22 protein-coding genes and 1 other annotated feature are annotated in these 17,916 nt (G+C 40.7%); of the genes, 5 read left to right on the forward strand and 17 right to left on the reverse strand.

Annotated features, from left to right (window positions below):
• Positions 1-22: 22 nt before the first annotated feature.
• The 3 genes from M1K46_RS24095 to M1K46_RS24105 all read right to left on the reverse strand — a co-directional run bounded on the left by M1K46_RS24095 (position 23) and on the right by M1K46_RS24105 (position 2,469).
• Positions 23-1,075, reverse strand: coding sequence for an ABC transporter permease (locus M1K46_RS24095; protein ID WP_256227984.1), 1,053 nt, complete (start codon positions 1,073-1,075; stop codon positions 23-25).
• Positions 1,053-1,796: an ABC transporter ATP-binding protein gene (locus M1K46_RS24100; protein ID WP_256227985.1), complete on the reverse strand. Its 744-nt coding sequence runs from the start codon at positions 1,794-1,796 to the stop codon at positions 1,053-1,055. Before M1K46_RS24100 ends, M1K46_RS24095 begins: the two co-directional genes overlap by 23 nt.
• A gap of 106 nt (positions 1,797-1,902) precedes the next feature.
• Complete coding sequence (locus M1K46_RS24105; RefSeq protein ID WP_256227986.1) at positions 1,903-2,469, reverse strand: class I SAM-dependent methyltransferase; 567 nt, start codon at positions 2,467-2,469, stop codon at positions 1,903-1,905.
• A 436-nt stretch (positions 2,470-2,905) separates the two neighbouring features.
• On the opposite strand from M1K46_RS24105, the gene M1K46_RS24110 reads away from it, so the two are divergent.
• Entirely contained in the window at positions 2,906-3,289 is a 384-nt protein-coding gene (locus M1K46_RS24110) for a VOC family protein (RefSeq protein WP_248251333.1), read from the forward strand.
• 43 nt (positions 3,290-3,332) lie between these two features.
• Here M1K46_RS24110 and M1K46_RS24115 read toward each other — a convergent pair whose 3' ends face one another.
• Genes M1K46_RS24115 through M1K46_RS24125 form a run of 3 tightly spaced genes read right to left on the reverse strand, consistent with a single transcriptional unit; the run spans position 3,333 to position 5,339 of the window.
• Positions 3,333-3,785: a VOC family protein gene (locus M1K46_RS24115; RefSeq protein ID WP_256227987.1), complete on the reverse strand. Its 453-nt coding sequence runs from the start codon at positions 3,783-3,785 to the stop codon at positions 3,333-3,335.
• A gap of 26 nt (positions 3,786-3,811) precedes the next feature.
• Positions 3,812-4,399 (reverse strand): DUF4937 domain-containing protein, encoded by a 588-nt coding sequence (locus M1K46_RS24120; protein ID WP_256227988.1) that lies wholly within the window; start codon positions 4,397-4,399, stop codon positions 3,812-3,814.
• A gap of 4 nt (positions 4,400-4,403) precedes the next feature.
• Positions 4,404-5,339, reverse strand: coding sequence for an aminoglycoside phosphotransferase family protein (locus M1K46_RS24125; protein WP_256227989.1), 936 nt, complete (start codon positions 5,337-5,339; stop codon positions 4,404-4,406).
• 126 nt (positions 5,340-5,465) lie between these two features.
• Between M1K46_RS24125 and M1K46_RS24130 the strand changes: the two genes are divergently transcribed.
• A complete protein-coding gene (locus M1K46_RS24130; RefSeq protein WP_256227990.1) occupies positions 5,466-6,047 on the forward strand; it encodes a TIGR00730 family Rossman fold protein in 582 nt (193 codons plus the stop codon).
• 111 nt (positions 6,048-6,158) lie between these two features.
• Here M1K46_RS24130 and M1K46_RS24135 read toward each other — a convergent pair whose 3' ends face one another.
• The 7 genes from M1K46_RS24135 to M1K46_RS24165 form a co-directional block, all read right to left on the reverse strand.
• Positions 6,159-6,713: a recombinase family protein gene (locus M1K46_RS24135; RefSeq protein WP_256227991.1), complete on the reverse strand. Its 555-nt coding sequence runs from the start codon at positions 6,711-6,713 to the stop codon at positions 6,159-6,161.
• Positions 6,714-6,761: 48 nt separating this feature from the next.
• Entirely contained in the window at positions 6,762-8,033 is a 1,272-nt protein-coding gene (efeB, locus tag M1K46_RS24140; RefSeq protein WP_256227992.1) for an iron uptake transporter deferrochelatase/peroxidase subunit, read from the reverse strand.
• A gap of 15 nt (positions 8,034-8,048) precedes the next feature.
• A complete protein-coding gene (gene efeO / locus M1K46_RS24145) occupies positions 8,049-9,209 on the reverse strand; it encodes an iron uptake system protein EfeO (RefSeq protein ID WP_082316050.1) in 1,161 nt (386 codons plus the stop codon).
• Positions 9,210-9,211: 2 nt separating this feature from the next.
• Positions 9,212-10,696 carry an FTR1 family iron permease gene (locus M1K46_RS24150; protein WP_256227993.1) on the reverse strand — a complete coding sequence of 495 codons (1,485 nt, stop codon included), beginning with the start codon at positions 10,694-10,696 and terminating at the stop codon, positions 9,212-9,214.
• Positions 10,697-10,826: 130 nt separating this feature from the next.
• Positions 10,827-11,669 (reverse strand): aldo/keto reductase, encoded by an 843-nt coding sequence (locus tag M1K46_RS24155; RefSeq protein ID WP_375162243.1) that lies wholly within the window; start codon positions 11,667-11,669, stop codon positions 10,827-10,829.
• 144 nt (positions 11,670-11,813) lie between these two features.
• Positions 11,814-11,966 carry a hypothetical protein gene (locus M1K46_RS24160; RefSeq protein ID WP_256227994.1) on the reverse strand — a complete coding sequence of 51 codons (153 nt, stop codon included), beginning with the start codon at positions 11,964-11,966 and terminating at the stop codon, positions 11,814-11,816.
• Entirely contained in the window at positions 11,950-12,513 is a 564-nt protein-coding gene (locus M1K46_RS24165; RefSeq protein ID WP_256227995.1) for a GNAT family N-acetyltransferase, read from the reverse strand. The genes M1K46_RS24160 and M1K46_RS24165 overlap by 17 nt, the downstream gene beginning before the upstream one ends.
• Before the next feature lie 78 nt (positions 12,514-12,591).
• Positions 12,592-12,841, reverse strand: a binding site (T-box leader).
• 315 nt (positions 12,842-13,156) lie between these two features.
• Between M1K46_RS24165 and M1K46_RS24170 the strand changes: the two genes are divergently transcribed.
• On the forward strand, positions 13,157-13,582 hold the full coding sequence (locus M1K46_RS24170; RefSeq protein ID WP_256227997.1) for a DUF2809 domain-containing protein: 426 nt from the start codon (positions 13,157-13,159) through the stop codon (positions 13,580-13,582).
• Positions 13,583-13,608: 26 nt separating this feature from the next.
• Here the strand turns inward: M1K46_RS24170 and M1K46_RS24175 are convergent, their stop codons facing one another.
• Complete coding sequence (locus M1K46_RS24175) at positions 13,609-14,052, reverse strand: DinB family protein (RefSeq protein WP_256227999.1); 444 nt, start codon at positions 14,050-14,052, stop codon at positions 13,609-13,611.
• A gap of 284 nt (positions 14,053-14,336) precedes the next feature.
• On the opposite strand from M1K46_RS24175, the gene M1K46_RS24180 reads away from it, so the two are divergent.
• The gene (locus M1K46_RS24180; protein WP_053355894.1) at positions 14,337-14,690 is read left to right on the forward strand and encodes a VOC family protein; all 354 of its coding nucleotides are present in this window, start codon (positions 14,337-14,339) and stop codon (positions 14,688-14,690) included.
• 30 nt (positions 14,691-14,720) lie between these two features.
• A complete protein-coding gene (locus tag M1K46_RS24185) occupies positions 14,721-15,785 on the forward strand; it encodes a P1 family peptidase (protein ID WP_256228000.1) in 1,065 nt (354 codons plus the stop codon).
• 122 nt (positions 15,786-15,907) lie between these two features.
• On the opposite strand, the gene M1K46_RS24190 is transcribed toward M1K46_RS24185, so the two are convergent.
• The 3 genes from M1K46_RS24190 to M1K46_RS24200 all read right to left on the reverse strand — a co-directional run bounded on the left by M1K46_RS24190 (position 15,908) and on the right by M1K46_RS24200 (position 17,702).
• Positions 15,908-16,747, reverse strand: coding sequence for a DUF2935 domain-containing protein (locus M1K46_RS24190; protein ID WP_256228002.1), 840 nt, complete (start codon positions 16,745-16,747; stop codon positions 15,908-15,910).
• A 116-nt stretch (positions 16,748-16,863) separates the two neighbouring features.
• Positions 16,864-17,283, reverse strand: a complete 420-nt coding sequence (locus M1K46_RS24195) for a GNAT family N-acetyltransferase (RefSeq protein ID WP_256228003.1) — start codon at positions 17,281-17,283, stop codon at positions 16,864-16,866.
• 29 nt (positions 17,284-17,312) lie between these two features.
• Complete coding sequence (locus M1K46_RS24200; protein WP_256228004.1) at positions 17,313-17,702, reverse strand: YybH family protein; 390 nt, start codon at positions 17,700-17,702, stop codon at positions 17,313-17,315.
• Positions 17,703-17,916 lie beyond the last annotated feature (214 nt).

Raw genomic sequence — 17,916 nt, forward strand, 5'->3', positions numbered from 1 at the left:
CCTACTTTCGAGCTTTTAACCTTTATAATTTACGATACTTTTTCAATGCAAATACATTCAGTACAGTAAAGAACGAAGCAAATAGCACGAGTGCAATAAGATCTCCACTAATATCGCTTAATTCCATTCCTTTATACATTATACCTTTTAGTGCATCTGCCGCATAATAAAGCGGCATCACTTTAGCAACGGCTTGCAGCCAGTCTGCCAAGCCATTAAGGGGAATAATTCCTGAAAAAAAGATTTGTGGAATGACTGCTATTGGGATAAATTGCACCATTTGAAATTCGGATGCGGCAAAAGATGATAAAAGGATTCCCAATGACAAAGCTACCAATGCCAATAATAAGTTAATTAAAATAACACTCCAAATGGATCCTTCCAGAACCATATCTAAAATATTGATGGCATACAGTACGACAATTATGGTTTGTATGACGGCAAACGTTCCAAATCCAACCAGATAGGCCATTACAATTTCCCATCTGCGAATGGGTGTAGACATTAATCGTTCCAAAGTACCTGATGTCCGTTCCTTTAATAAACCAATACCCGAAATGAGGAAAACGAAAAAGAAAACAAAAAAACCAACCAGCGTAGGACTCAGGACATCAAAAAAATCGGTATCGCTATTTCCGTAGATGTATGCTGTCTTGATATTTTCTTTTGGAAGGCCTGCGCTCCCTTTATTCATAAGTGCTGATTGAAATTGGGATACGGTTTGTTGAACCTTCATTTGCAGGGCTTTGGCGGCTGTCGGGTCGTTATTTTGCAGGGTTAATTTCCAATGAGAATCTTTATACTGTAAAATAGCATCAAGATCATCACCTTTTATCGTATTCTTCGTATTGGTTATTCTCTTATAGTGAACCGTATGAATGTCGGCTTTTTCCAGTGCCTTAACAAGCTGATGATCCGCACCAGTCACTCCCAGCTTCGGATTGATAGTGTCGGAGTTAAATAATAAATACATCAGGGATAAAATCAGCAAAGGAGCAACAAACAACAGCGCTAACGTCCGTTTATCACGGAACATCTCTTGAAAGATCCGTTTAATTAGAGCTGCTGTTCTCATGACTTTTCCTCCCCGCATTTAAAAAGACTTCATCAAAGTTCTCTGCTTGATACAACTCTTTTAATTCGTCTGGTGTGCCGTTAGCCAATATGCGGCCTTCTCTGATCATCGCAACCAAATCACACCGTTCCGCTTCGTCCATGACATGCGTCGTTACGATGATCGTCTTTCCTTCTTCGTTTTTCAGCCGCAATAATTCATTCCAAATAGTTAAACGCAATTCCGGATCAATCCCCACGGTCGGCTCATCCAAAATAAGAAGTTTAGGGTTTTGGATTAAAGCAATAGCCAGAGATAATCTGCGTTTCATACCACCCGAATAGGCCGAAACTCTTTTATTTAAGTCCTCTGTGAGATTTACAAGATTTGCAGCGTAAGAAATTCGCTCTGCCGCTTCGGACTTACGCATTTTGTAAAGTGAAGCAAAAAACTTCAAGTTTTCCTTTCCGTTCAGGTTCAGATACAAAGCATCAGACTGTGCCATGTAGCCAATGTGCTGCAGCAGTCCGAGGTTTGGAACCTTTTCCCTTAACACATGTATCATCCCATTGTCAGGATCATCCATTCCAACCATCAATTTTACCAGAGTGGTCTTTCCAGAACCTGATGGGCCAATAAATCCATAAATTTTTCCTTCTTCAATATTTAAGCTGATTTCTTTTAAAACCGCTTTTTTACCGAAGCTTTTGCTAACGTTCTCAATTTCAACACTATAGTTCATAATCAGCCCCCCTAATAAAGTGAGTACTCACTCATTTTTATAATATCATATTTATGCCACTCCTCAATAAAAGGTTAGTGCTTACTCATTTGGATTTTACTGGAAATCAGTCTGCTGGAGGCTTGATGGCATCTAATATTAATGAAGCAAACACTATTTTATCTCCTTGGTTCCTTGGGTCGTACTTTTTTGATCGGAAAATAACGCCTTTATCCCCGTTCCAATCTTCCAAATGAAAGCTCCCAGTCTCATCAAAATATTCAAGCAGCCTTACCGTATAGCCCGCTGCTTCAAACATAGCCGATAACGTTTTATAGTTATGTACAATCTTATGGCTTGCGCAGATATGGTCTTCAGGTCCGGGACCGCCAACTTGTACGGTATGCTGATATTCCTCATTCGGAAAGTATCCGTCGGGAACGGCACAGCGAATGTAACCAGACGGCATTAAAAAGTCATAACAGTTTTCAGCAGCTTCTATTCCCTCTTCATACGTAAGGTGTTCCCACACATGTTCAGCTAAAATGGCTGCCACTGAATTTTTTTTAAATGCATTTTCCCACTTCCTCTTATCCAATAAACTCAATTCTTCTTCCTGTGTATGAATCCACCCAGGATTATTATTATAGGGTCCTGCCCCAATAACTATCTTCGTTTCTGCGTGCAGCAGCATTTCAATCACCTCAATCCTTTTTGTTTATGGCTGTTTTCGTAACCTTTGCTGCTCTTGGGAGTGGTTGATTTCCGTTTCAGGCTGCTCGCTTTTACTGGCGTAAACGCCTACTTTCGCGGGGCGTGCGGTGAGCCTTACCGGCGCCAGCTCCTACTTTCTCGGCGCAGGCGCCTGTGGGTCTCACCTGTCCCGCTAGTCCCGCAGGACAAGGAAGGCTTCGGCAGCGTTATATCGCACGAAGAAAATGTGAAATTCATTTTCGAGGAGTCTCGCACCTTGCACTTCAACTGATCAATGAAGTTGCTATACATAAATGTCCCCAAAGCAACAATCTTTTAGAAAAGAGCCTTGTTTATTTTCCATCGGTTCATAAAAGGATTTCCCTTACTATTGTTGAATGACTAATTGTAAAATATAACCAAAAGGTGGTAAGATCATGAACTCAACCGTGTCGCCCATCGCTTGCAAGGTGAATAATGTGTTTATCCATGTTAAGGACTTAAAGAAATCCGCAGAATGGTACAGTCATTTGCTTGGCGTACCTTTTAATCCTGAAAACGTAGACTCTCCTGTTTACAACCTGCCTGTAACCAATGAAACAGGACTAACATTGGACGACCACACTTTTGATCCCGACTTTGTATTCAAACCTTCTTCGCATGTGCTGTTTAATTTTTATGTACCGGATATTGATAAAGCCTATGAATTCATAAAAGAAAATAGCATCACCATCGTGAAGAACGTAGAACGCATTGGAGAATTTGCCTATTTTAATTTTCAGGATTTAGACGGCAACGTTTTAATGATCTGTAACTGCTAGCATGAAAAAGCAGGGACCCAAAAGGCTCCTGCTTCATCTATTTTTACGAAAGTTTCTCCCATTCACTTAAGTACATAACATCCTTCTCCACATTTTTCTTTTCCGGAAGCAAGCAAAGAAATTCTAATGAATTGCCATCCGGATCATAAAAGTAGAGATTCGCAGTAGGTGTCCAGGTTTGCACCATGGGTTCCGTAGGTTCAAGTCCAAAAGCAGCCCTTGGCCTTATCCCTTTAGTAAGCAGCCATTCACTTGCATGAATAATGTCATCGTACGTAACCTTGAACGCAAAATGGCTTTTATGAAACTCTTCTTCCGGTACTTCCCAAACGCCCAGCATTTGTTCGCGCTTATTATTTTTATCAAACCAATAGAATGCGACACGCCGATCTTCAATTGTATGGGCCAAATCTAACCCTAACCTCGTATAAAACTCCATAGCCGCTTCTAAATTTTTGGTTTTGACATGGGTTTCGTACAGCGTTCCTGGAAACATGGTCAGTCCCTCCTGCTTATCATTCTTCAGTCTCTATCAATAATGCTCGGACACACTCGCCAAGCTTCTATGACACTAAACTTTTCATCTGCCCATTCTGCCGCACCACCTTGTGGCAGAGTCCTTCTTTGCTGCTTCTCAGACTGCCAGGCTAACCATACAAGGAAAGTGTCCCTATCTTTTTGGGACGATCCAAATGTGCCTCCCAGCATTCCCTTGGCTTTTTGCAAGCCTGCATTCCAGCCATGTTTTTCAGCTTGCTGTATAACCGAATAAATATATTTGGCATTTCTTATAACATCTGCAAATTGATTTTCCAAACCGGTGATTCTCAGCTCTTCTTGGAAAAAATCTATCTCTATCAAAGTATAGGTTTTTCCTTGCCCTGAGGCTGAAAAAATCTGATCATGGATCTCATCCATAAAATACTGATAATCCTGTTGGCTTTCCCAGAAAGCATAGATACAAGCAGTCGATTGCTTATGATCACTCCATCCTCCCAGTTGTCCGATAAACCCTTTCACCTGACTAAGCGTTCCCCATTGTTTTTGACAGTCATAAAATAAATCTTGATGTCCTTCTTTAACTTTGCAGGATATTCGTTTAATAAGCATCAGCTCACAACTGATTAACCGAGAAGGAATGAGCTGTATACCATTTCGGCTCCAGCACTTCAAAATCTTGATGATCCTCCAGTACCTTATGTAATCGGTCTGCCATTTCATCGACTTGATCTGGTGTAACCCTGATCGTCCATACGATGGCAGACATAACATTCATAGCCATATAAAGAGAGTAAATCATCCAAAAATCCTCAGGGATCTTATTCTCAAAATATCCATTGATTTGCCCAATGGAAAAAGGAACACTCACCTCTTTACTGAATAAACCGACCTTACAAAAGTCATGATAAGGGTCGCCCCAATCAAAGCGGTTAAAATCAATGGCTCCTGCATATTGTTTGTTCTTCACAATAAGGTTGCTTGGATGGAAATCGTCATGCTGAAACTGGTTTGGACGGCTTTTTAAATAAGGTTTGTTCTCCTCGATAAAAGCCATAATTTTCTCATCATTTTTTATTTTGACACCACAAGTCTTATAGGCATCCAAATATCTGTAAAACTTTTCCGTCACCCTTTCATACCATGGCTCAATGGCCTCAGGTGCTGGATACTGGTGCAAATTCCACAAGTCCTTCCCCGCTCTTAGACCAATCTCGTATTGCTCCTTTTCCGTAAACTGGGGCAATACCTCACCTGCATCTTCTCCCTCTATGTAAGAAAGTACATAAAAACGGCTGTCCATCTCCTCCAGCTTTCCTATTTCAATAGGCTCCGGTGTCTGAACGGGATACCTCATGATTTCGCTTAACAGCTGGAACTCGGATTTTTTCCTTTCATAATCCCCTATAGCGGCAATCCTCAATAAAACCTTACTGCCACCCTTTAATGTTACAGCGTATTTCCGATCCCCAGAATAGCCTTTAGGAATGTGCTCCATTTTTTCAGCAGCCGAAAGCGATCTTATCCTTGATCTCACCCAATCTAACTTCATTCTTATGAAACCTCCACCTTTATTTTCCACTTACTTGTATTCGTCAAGAGGAGTGAAAATCTCCTTCCTGTTAGCAGCCCAAGGAACTGATATAATTTTAACTGCAGATAAAAGGAGGAGATTCATTTGAAAAATCTAGCTGTATTCTGTGGCTCAAGCAATGGTGTATCGGAAATCTATGTTAAAGAAGCAGCGAAACTGGGGAAAGAACTGGCCGAACGCAACATCGGACTCGTGTATGGCGGGGCAAGTGTAGGAGTGATGGGAGCTGTTGCTGATTCCGTACTGCAGCATGGTGGACAAGTAACAGGAATCATGCCAGACTTTCTGAAAAAAAGAGAAATCTCCCATAAGAACTTAACCAATCTTATCGTGGTAGATTCCATGCATGAAAGAAAAGCAAGAATGGCTGAATTGGCGGACGGGTTCATCGTTTTACCCGGCGGACCAGGAACCATGGAAGAATTCTTTGAGATTTTCACGTGGGCACAATTAGGCTTGCATCCAAAGCCTTGCGGTCTGTTAAATATCAATCACTATTTCGATCCTCTGATCTCCTTGTTTAACCACATGACGGCCGAAGGATTTATGCAAGAAAAGTACCGTGAGATGGCACTAACAGCTCCCACTCCACAAGACCTCCTGAATCAATTCAACAACTATGAACCGCCAGCCGTAAAAACATACCTTACCGAAGATCAAACGTAAATGTCGGGATCAGGACACAGCAAAAGAGATATGAAAGATAAAAAAACAGTGCATCATCCGAAAAATACGGATATGATGCACTGTTTTTAAATGTACTTCCAGGAACATGCTTCACTTTCTGTTTAGATACCGGTAGAATGTAGCCCTGCTTACCCCAGTTTTCTGTACTATTTCATGAATTGAACAGGGGTTGTCTTCATCGAAATACATATTCAATGCCAGTTCCAGCATGACGGGATCCACTTTAGGTCTGCCACCCGTTCTTACTTTTGCCAGGCTGACACTTGACTTTTTTTTTTCCGTAACTCCGTCCTGAGTTAATTGTGCCAGTCCCTGAAACAGCCTGAATATCACCTGGCCTTCAGAGGCAGCAGTATCAATGGATTCACTTAAAGAGGTAAAATGAATGCCCTTCGATTGAAAACTGCTGATGAGGTTGATGAAGAAAGTGGTGTCTTGGCTGATACTGCTAAATCTATGAACCACCACCGTATCCCCTTTTTTCACCTGAGGAAAAAGTTTGTAAAACACACGAGGAGTCGTAACTTCTGTTTCACTTTGCTGCAGGTAGAGATTACCCTTCTGTACACCATATTCTATTAATGACTTTACTTGCTGCTCACCGTTCGGGTCATCTACACTGCATTTTGCAAAACCGTACAACACTTGGGTTACCTGCCTTCAATTTTGGTATTCATCGGGTTCTTTCTTTTCTTAAAAGCTGCTAAAAAGAGGTTGTCCAATATATTCACCCTTTTTAATCCCTCTGGGAACGGCAAACAACGCACTTCCGATATGCTGGGTATACTCGTTGAGCTTGTCTGCCTTTGACATCATTTTAAGCATTGGTACAAATTGTTCGTCCGGATTTTTTTGATAGCTGATAAACATTAGGCCCGCATCAACGTAACCCGTTTTGGAATCCACTCCATCCGTGTAGGAATAAGCCCGGCGGTACATTTGCTGGCCTGATCGTTTGGCGATCGCTGTATGAGCGTCAGGAGGCATTTGCATCGGATTCACTTTATCATGCTCGTTTATCTTACCATATGGAGCACCGCTCTCCTTCTTTCGTCCGAACGTGTCCTCCTGGTCTTTAAGAGAAGAACGGTCCCAGACTTCAAGAAACATCTTAATCTTACGGAAGGCCATATATGAACCGCCGTGCATCCACACTGGCTCACCTTGTCCTGCCCAGACAGTCTGATTATGGGCTTTTGTATCCTTCGGCCCTGCATTCGCGGTTCCATCCTTGAATCCGAAAAGATTGCGCGGGGTTTTTCCATGCTTGGCACTGATGAATCCTGACTGCATCCATCTGACCTCGGCTTTACCCACTGCTGTTTTAATAAAATTCCGGATGGCATGAAAAGCTACCTGCTGATCTTCGGCACAAACCTGCAAACACAAATCCCCGCCAATAAATGGTTCTTGGAGATTATCCCTCGGCATGGCCGGAATGTCCCTGAGATGCTTAGGCGCTTTACTCTTTACTCCAAACCGGTCGATTCCCTTTTTACTGAAAAAAGAAGGTCCAAAACCAAAGGTCATCGTTAAACGGGAAGGAGGAAGGTCCAGAGCCTCGCCGGTGTCTTTTGGAGGAAGCCAGTCATTGTTAAAATTCTGTTCTGCCTTGCCCTGGCTCATGTGCTCGCTAAGAACCGTCCACTCCTTCAACAGCCGGATAACATCACTTTTAGAATTCGTTGTAAAATCAAAGGCAGCCAAATAAGCATAGGTTTGCTGCGGTGTCACAATACCAGCCTGATGCTTACCGTAAAACGGAACGCTTTCCTTTTCGGCAGAAGACCCTGATTTTTTCGTGGTTTCCCCAAATACATTTGTCATGGTGGTGACGGCACCGATGCCACTCGCACTGATGGCAACTCCAGCCCCGGCCAGAAGAGACATTTTCAGCATGTCCCTTCTTGAATAATGTTTAGGTTCTTCTTGCTCCTCTACCGTTTGGTCTTCTTGTTTTTTCACTTTGATTCTCCTAATCTATTGAAAAATTTCAGCCGTTTGTGCCATGGATTCAGATAACGTGTTTAATTGCTGGCTCAGTTCACGAACCTGCGGCTTGGTGAGCTTCTTATAATTCAAGTAAGCTCCACTTTTCTTATGCTCTTCCAGCAAGGCTGTAATCTTATTAAATTCAGTATCCAAGTCTTGTGCCAAGTCCTTGTTTTTTTCATTAAGAACTGGGAGAACCGCATGATATACCGCCTGAGAACCTTCCACGTTGGAAGCAAGGTCGACCAGGTCAATATGCGAATAACGCTCTTCTTCTCCCGTTACCTTGGAAATCGCGGCTTCATTCAGAAGCTCCATGGATCCTGCAACAATCTGAGTCGGATTCAATTTGACATCCTGAATCTTTTTCTGCAGCTCTGCAACATCTTGATCAAGCTGGTCTGCATATTTCTTCATATTTTTTATGCTGCCGTCTTTCCATAAGGCTTTTTCAATTCTATGGAAACCTGTCCACTCACCTTCAACATCGTTCTCACGAGCGTCAATTTTTGGATCAAGATCACCGAAACTTTCAGCAATCGGTTCGATTCTCTCATAGTAAACACGAGCTTCGGCATAAGCCTCTTTCGCTTTTTGTGTGTCGTTCGCTTTTACTGCATCTGTAAAGACGGCAGTTGATTTAACGAGTTCCTCTGTCTGTTCATCTACATAAGCTTTATATTTCTTTACTGCTGTATCCAATACTTCTGTCGTTTTCTGTGTTGTTTCTTTTGCTTTTTCAAGGTTTGTCAGAGAACGATCCAAGTCCACGCTTAGCTGCTGAACCTTGCCGCTGCTATAGTTATCTTTTGTTACTTCAGCATACAAAGGGAGCAAGTATTTTTCAGTATCCGTATACAGCAGCGGGTACTTTTCCCGGATGCTGTTCTCATAGGATAACCATTGCTTATTAAGGCGTTTGCCGTATTCTTTTACTTGATCTTCATTCTTATCTTGTAGGGAATCCTGTAGATTATGGAGTGACGCCTGCATTTCCTTCACCTGGGATTTCAGTTCGTTTTTCTTGGATGATGATGCTTTTTTATGTTCACCGGATGATGCCGCGTCATTGCTGCAGCCCGAAATAACAGGTACTGTGATTAAAGAAAGGGTCAGTGCGGTATGGATAATGGATTTTGATAATTTCATGATCAGCTGGCCTCCTGCTGCCGTTTATGGTTGTATTTTTTCTTTTTAAACTGCTGTGTAAAAATGACAATGATAGCAATGCTGAGTATGATAATCTGCGGCATCGTACTGTACAAGGACGGATACACACCAATTGACTGGATGGTAGGAATGAATTCAGCGGTCGTTGATGGCATGAACCCTGAGAGCTGCAAGCTGTGTATGCCAGATCCCATAAATTTTAAGCATAAATAAAAAACGATCATACTGGATACCATGAAGAAAGGCTTTAGCGGCAATCGAACGCTTAGCTTCAGCATGCATACTCCAATGACTGCCAGAATTCCAAATCCGACTGTGATTCCTGTGATTAATGAGGTCAAGGACATTTGGTTCGCCATGCCGATTAAGAAAATAACGGTTTCAATCCCTTCACGGAGAACTGCCAGGAATGCCAATATACCGAGAGAGATAAGTCTGCCTCCGCTTACGGCTTTTTCTGTTTCTGCCTTCATTAAGGAGTTCCAGCGGTTCACATTTGTATTTCTGTGCAGCCAGTAACTGACGTAAAGCAGCATGAGACTGGCGATGACCCCAGACCAGCCATTAATGAGAAAATTATTCTGGCCGAAAGCAGCTGAACTCAGCACATAGCTTACGAGGAAGCCCACCCCCAAGCTGGCAGCGATTCCTGTTATCGTACCGCTCCAGACATAAAGAGCCCCTTTATTTTCTTCTCTTCGTTTTGTAAAAGTTAACAGTGCACCGATCACAAGTAAGGCTTCAAGGCCTTCCCGAAGCGGAATCATTGCTGCATCCCATATGCCATATGAAGAATGCGCAAGTGGCCCCAGGTCCTTCTGCATGTCATCCAGCATTTGAATGGATTTCTTGTTTTCACTCGGGTTATCGACAGAAGAGGCAAGCAGAACCAGCCTCCGCTCGGAGTTGTTATATACTTTTTGGGATTGCCCTACTACGTTTCCTTCTACGCTGAGCCAAAGAGATTTCAACTCCTCAACCTGAGCTTTTGATTGGGCCTGATCTCCTTCATCAAGAGACTGTTTCGCTTCTTTAATTTTTAGTAAATACGCAGAGATACTTACGTTTTTGGATGATGTTTTGGCTGATGAATTGGTTAGCTGTCCTTCTTTATATTGCTTAAGCAGCACCTTTAGCATTTGAAGAGATTCTTCTGATTTCTTTTGATCTTCATTCAACAACGCTACGGAAACAGCTGCCATTTTCGTTTTAATTTTTCCATATCCGCTCAAATTTTCACTGCGGATCTCCCCTTCTGCCCGGGCCCATTTTTCTTTAAACATATTAAAAGACTTTTCAGCCTGATTGAAGTCCTTTTGTTTTACCGCATCAATAGAAGCATCTATGTAAGGAATGGTATGAGACACTTTGACTTGAGAGCTGCTTTCCTTAGCCACAACATGAAAGGGTGCTCCCACCAGTAAAAAAAAGGCGAAAATAAAGATAGAGAGACTTCTTCTATTCATCAATAATTCCCCTAACCTAATTGATAATAATTATCATTATTAATTATCTTTTCAAAAGCCCGCTTTGTCAATAACTTTTGGCATAAAAAAAGACGCGAATTTTCGCGTCTTTTCAAACCAATATCGAATATTAAAAATCAAAATTATCAGGATTCGGACCTACCCGCAAGTTTTCATTCAAATCATTGATCCGGTTCATTTCGTGATCTGTTAACCGGAAATCAAAGACCTTTGAGTTTTCTGCGAGACGATTTTCCTTGGTTGACTTAGGAATTGTAACCACCCCGTTTTGCAGATCCCAGCGTAAAATAACTTGGGCAACAGACTTGTTATGATGATCTGCAATCTCCTTTAGAACAGGATGATCCAGAAGCTGCCCCCGCATGAGCGGAGACCAGGCCTCCATTTGAATACCCTGTGCTTTACAAAACTCCTGAAGCTCCTTTTGGCTCAATTTCGGATGATATTCAACTTGATTGATCATCGGTTTTATTTCAGCATCTTTCATCAAATCTTTAAGATGATGGATTTGAAAATTACTTACCCCTATCGCCTTGACTCTGCCCTCTTTATATAATGTTTCAAGAGCTCTCCAAGCATCTTTATACTTGCCTTCAACAGGCCAGTGAATGAGGTAAAGATCGAGATATTCCAGACCAAGCTTCCGTAAGCTCTCTTCATAAGCCGCTATTGTTGATTCATAGCCCAAATCAGCATTCCAGACTTTTGATGTCACAAATAGGTCTCGCCTTTCAACGCCGCTTTCAGCTAAACCTTCATGAATCCCTTTTCCGACTCCTTCTTCATTCTCATATATGGCTGCTGTGTCAATGCTGCGATAGCCATGCCGAATTGCTGTTTTTAATGCATTAACAAGCTCCGGCCCCTCTTCAACTTTAAATACCCCTAATCCAAACCAAGGCATTTTTACTCCATTATGCAAAGTGGTTGTATCCTGTAAATGATTTGCCACTGTTTTTCCTCCTCTTGTTTAAGAGCCAATCAAACAAGATAATTATTGAATATTAACAGCAGAATGAGAAGTACGCACTTTAAAGTGACGTAGGAACTATTAAGTTCTTTGATTACTTTTTGGTACCTGTCAAAGTGATATCTGTTATGATCCGCTATATGCCACAAGCTCCATTGTATGGTTGCTTGGGTTGCCTTCATATTCAACCGTATCGTTAAACGTTTGATCCTTTAGCTCACAGCATTCATTTCTTCCTTCTTCAGCAATATCCTGTACCTGCTCAACTCGTTTTCGCATAAACACAAGTATCAGTCAGTCTGGTTCCATCTGCAGATAAATCATCGTTTTTGAGAATGCCCTCTAATGAAAAGCCTAATTTTTCAGGTATAGAACGGCTTCTCGTATTTGTAGACTCACATCTGATTTCAATTCTTTTAAATTGCAGCTGTTCCATACCAAATTCCGTTAATTTCTTTACAGCTTCTGTCATATAACCTTGGCCGCTGAATTTGGTATTGATCCAGTATCCAATCTCGCATTTTGGGATATCCCAATCGATGCTTTGAAGACTGGTGGTTCCTATAAAATCATTGGATACCTTGTGGAAAATCAGGAAACGAAAGTTCTCTCTTTTTAGGAAGTTGATATGGGCCTCCCTCAAGTTAATTTCTGTTTCTTCTACAGCAGGAAGGGTCTGAGCAAATGGCAGCCACGCTTTTAATTCTTGATAAGATGCTTTTATAGCTTGATTGACGATCTCTCCATCTCCAGAACGTAAAGGAGCTCTAAGGATCAGTCTTTCAGTTTCTAATTGAGTTGGAACTTCCATTAATATCAGATTCATAGCAATACCCCTCTGTTTCATTATTTTTCATCTTTCTTCTAGAAATAAAAAAACTCCCACCCCCAAGATCAAAAAGACCTTGAGGACGAGAGTTGCAGCTTCGTGGTACCACCTCAGTTTGTTCATATGTCACCATATCAACCTCTTCAGTTACTTCCATACCCTATCGCTATATCGTGAGAAACCATCCTGCGATCCCTAATGTCATCATTAAATTGGCAAGAAGCTCCGAGGCTTTTTTCGGTAAGACAAGTATTGCTCCTTCTCAGCAAATAGGAGCTCTCTGAAAATACTCATTTCCTAACTACTTTCTCTCCAACGCTTATATCAATATTTAATTTTTTAGATTATATCCTTTATTTACCATGTTGTTATAAACACGTTGAATCCTGTCGTATGGTGTCGAGTATAAACCGTTTGAAAATAAATGAGTGGATTTTGAACATAAATCAGATTTTTTGAACATAAATCGGCATTTTTGATCATAAAAACTGTAATTTGAAAATAAAAAATATGGCGTGATGACTTTGCAGGTAAAAGGGGCGGATTCAGCACTCCCTACACAAAAGATTGCTCTACTTTCCTTTACAAATGAACCATTATAGTACAATGAATATCAATATCATGTTAAAGAGGGATTCGATTGACTACTAATAAGGCAACGATCAAACCGCATTACCGTAAAATGAGGATAGCTTATAGTATAGCTGTTGGTATCACCATTTTTTTAGGGCTCGCCTCCAGAAAGTGGAGCCATCTTTTTCCGTTAGTTGCAGCGCAGAACGCCGGAGATGTGCTATGGGCCATGATGGTCTATTTCGGATTCCGTTTATTACTGGTGCGTAAAAGCCTGCACACAGCTTTATGGCTCAGTTTTTTGTTCAGCTTCGGCATTGAATTCAGTCAGCTGTATCAGGAAAACTGGATCAATTCTATTCGTGATACAATGCTCGGAGCATTGATCCTGGGCAAAGGTTTTCTTATTGTAGATCTGATTCGGTACACAGCAGGAATCCTGATTGCCACTATCTTGGATAAAATGACACTTATGTTCACTCTCCGCAAATAAATCGCCAATTTCTGGGCAGGCCTCATTCAATCCGCCAAAATTTGTCCAAGATGATGGTTCATATGATCAATATAATCCTTTACCAGCCACTCTAACGTTTGAATGTTTTGTGCATCTACTTTACATTCAAGCTTCCATTGTTCCTCCGAAACATTCACAAGAAGTGCCGCGATCTGTTTATTGATTGAAATCCATAGATGAATAATGTCCTCAACAGTAAATGAATGCTGATAGTCATGAATCTCCACAAAAAAGTCCTGATTATAACTCTTCAGGGTAACCACTTGAGTTGAGGCGATGATATCAACAAAGCGCTGGTGGTTCACATTACCCGAATCACAAAGATGTCCAAGAATTTCTTTTTTAGACCATTTGGACGGCAGAGGTTTGGCCTCGAGATCTGAAATTTTGCTAATTCTTTTCGGCATTGAAGATAGATTACTTTCTAGCTCAGACACTAACTTATTCATTTAACATCCTCCATCATTTCTCTAATCAAAGGGTCAGAAATTTTTTCTACCCTTTTCTGCATGAAGAGGCTATAGTCCTTCTTGATAATAAATAATACAGCCCTGTTTAATAAACTCGCTTTCATGATCGGGGATAATATAGATTTTCGGCTTCTTGTCCTCAGGCAATGCATTAAACTTTTCCCAGGATTGTTATGTAAAATATCCAAATAACCGACAGGATAGTTATATTAAAAAGTGAATGTAATAGATAAGGGTACCAGAAAATAATTAGGAGGGATTTTTTGAATAGTCCTGTTTTAACTCAAATCGGAACGGTCTTTATTCCAGTAAGCAACATAGAACAAGCTCGAGATTGGTATTGTGACATATTAGGTTTACAAGCAGATGGAGAAATACAGTTCGGTCATATTTATGTCATACCTATGAATGGTACAGGGATTGTATTAGACAGCAAGATTTTTTCAGAAGAAAATATAGTAAAAACCCCGTTATTTCATCTCAATACAGAAAATATTGAAGAAGCCTATCAGTTTATGAAAAAAAAGAAGGTTGATTTAATCACTGGAATTGAACATAATCACTATTTTAATTTTAGAGACCCTGATGGAAATCACCTCATGATTTGTAAGTGTTAATAACAATAACGATGGATGGTGATCTTTTCAATGCACTACCAAAAAAGAATACGCGACTATGGAATTAAAATAGGACGCTTGGAAACCGGACGCTATAACGCAATTACCGATGTCGAAGGCGTTACAGTCGGCCACGTAACACTTAGTGATCAGAGCATGCAAACGGGAGTAACAGCCATCCTCCCTCACACTGGCAACACGTTTAAGGAAAAACTGATAGCATCAAGCCATGTTATCAATGGCTTTGGAAAAACGATGGGTACCATTCAAATGCAAGAGTTGGGTGTGTTAGAAACGCCAATCAATTTAACAAATACCTTAAGTATCGGTACAGCTTCAGATGCCTTGATTCAATACATGCTGGAGAAGAATCCGGAAATTGGCCGATCGACTGGGACGGTCAATCCCGTCATCGGGGAATGCAATGATATGTTCCTCAATGATGTAAGAGCTCAATTTATTGAGAAGGAACATGTTTTTCAAGCCATACATAACGCTTCAACTGAATTTGGGGAAGGAAGTGTCGGAGCGGGAACGGGCATGCTTTGTTATTCCTTAAAAGGAGGAATCGGCACTGCCTCAAGACAGTTTCAATTGGCTCATGGAGAGTACACCATTGGGGTGCTCGTCCTATCGAACTTTGGTATTTTAAGTGATCTCATGATGAATGGCAGGGCGATTGGGCAAGAGCTGAAAGAAGAGCTGCTCCAATCTTGGGAGGAAAGGGATAAAGGATCGATTATGATCATTGTTGCCACGGATCTGCCGGTTTCAGAACGTCAGCTCAATCGCATCATCAAGCGGTCGGTTGCCGGCCTATCAAGGACAGGATCCATCATTACGCATGGCAGCGGAGAAGTAATCATCGGCTTTTCAACCGCCACTAAAATTCCTCATGACAATCCAAATCACTGTTTAATCCTTCCTGCGATTCATGAGGAAGATATGGATACGGCTTTTCGGGCCGTTGGGGAAGCTGTTGAAGAGTCCGTTTTAAATTCTTTAGTGACAGCCACGCATGTCATCGGAAGAGATGGAAATGAAAGGCCTGCTTTTAAAGATTTAATTCAGGAATTTAATATTAGATTGGCGTAACGTGAAGCCAATTTCGCAGACAAGGTAAGAGAGCATATCTCAAACTGAAGCCATTTATTTTGGAAGTGGCAAGGAGCTAACAATAAATTGTTAGCTCCTCAGCTTATGGACTACTATTTTGATTATGGGGTGCCGCTTGTAAGATGAGCATCGAACATGTCTATTATTTCAAGGAATCGATCAGCTTCACGGAAAACATGGTCTGCTAATAGCGGATGAATGATACTCTTTATTTTACATTGCTCAATTAAATCACGTGCCGTTTTCTTGAAGTCCCGAAGAGATGAGACCGACACACGATTCTGATCCAGGAATTGATCTAAAAGAGGAACCGTTTGAGATTGCGGCTTCATAGATTCTAAGTCTCTTGCTTGATACATCAATTGATCAAAATCATTGCTGAAATTTCGGGCTATATCAATTAGCTTCCTTTCAGACGGATCCAGCAGATGACCAATAAATTTAGCATGGTCTGCCATAATCCTTAAGAAGAAGACATTTTCTTTTATAATGGCATCAGGAAGAGGTTTCATTTTACCTTCATTTAATTCACCTAATCGTTTTCTAAAATAATTAGCTTCCCTGCTTGTATGATCAACTAACAGGGGGAAATTATTTGCCCCTGGCAATTTACATGTAAGAATCAATCCCAGTACTCTTCGTTTAAATCCGAAAATATTGGTTGCAGCCTGTTGTACTTCTGTATTAAATCTTTTTATTTGCTCAGGATCTGTTTGATTTGTAAAGGAATGTGAGGTTTGTTCGATGCGTTCGAACAATCGGTAAAATTGATTAGCCTCATTGATTAATTGAGTATCCTCCGCTCTAAAACCCAATCGCAGAAATAAAGAATGTTCTTTCATGATTCTAGACCAAAAACGAATTTCATTTAATGATCGCTCAACAAAAATCCCAGAAGTTACACCCGTATCAGGATGTAATATGGCTTCATCTCCATTCATTCCTAACCCTCCCAGTAAATACAACGTTTATTCTATCCTTATTAATAAATTCAAATAAAAATACCTTCAACGAAGATAAGCTGCCTGATTCGGCAGCTTATTTTCATTTTATTTGTTTAAGTGAGTCTCTTCATTAAATAATACTGCTGATGTTCCTTAGTAGGATTTTCTTGTACTACACCTACAATTTCATCTCCATTCTTTTGATAAAAATCTGGAGCTTGAAAGCTAAATGTAAACAGTTGTACCAGTCTGCAATGATTCTCTCGCGCCATTTCCTCTATACGCTTTAATAACTCTTTCCCATATCCCTTACCCCTTAGTGATTCATCCACCCATAAGTAATCTACTATAAGTGACGAAGATATTTTTCCTGTTATACCTCCTAAAATGCTTCCATCTTCACCTCTAAGGATAAAGCTAATGTTTTTGACGGGATGTCTGGTCTCATCAGGCATTTTTGAAAGATTATATTCAATAACCATTTTACGAATATAATCACTATCTTCTTGATTCCATTGTTGAGTTATTTTCATCTCTACTTCCTCTGTGATCGTTGAAAACTCTATTTATTTATTAAGTCAGTACCATATGAGTTATCAATTGCACAAAGCCATTCGCCGTTTGAATTTTTCTTAAACACGTATGTTGCTCTTCTATCCATAGAATATTCGGAATCATTTTTATCGGCAGCAAGCAGCGTTTGGGAAATAACTAACGCAGTGTCTCCAGCTTCTAAAATAGTCATTTCCCCCTGCGTTGGTACAATACTGTTATTAAAATACTCTGCAATGGCAATAAATGCTTTTTTGATTTCTTCTTTACCTCGTGCAATCATTCCTGGCTTTACAACCAGAACTGCATCATCAATATAGTAGTTCATCAGCGTATCAAAATCTTCCTTCTTTATTGCCAAGTCACACTTATTAATTAACTCTTTTAAATCATGTTCCATACTATATTACTCCCAACTTTGCTGCACATCATATTACTATCTGTATTACACATGTTTATTTAACTTTCCTTTTAGTTCATATAAAAAGGGGCTGTCCAGAAAGTCGAAAATTGACCTTCAGGCAGCCCCTTTTTGGCTTGAAAAATCTTCAATGAAAAGTTAATTGAAGTGGAAGATGCGAGACTCCTGCGGGACTAGCGTGACAGGTGAGACT

Origin of the sequence: Fictibacillus sp. WQ 8-8, from assembly GCF_024494405.1 — a bacterium.
GTDB lineage: Bacteria > Bacillota > Bacilli > Bacillales > Fictibacillaceae > Fictibacillus_C > Fictibacillus_C marinisediminis.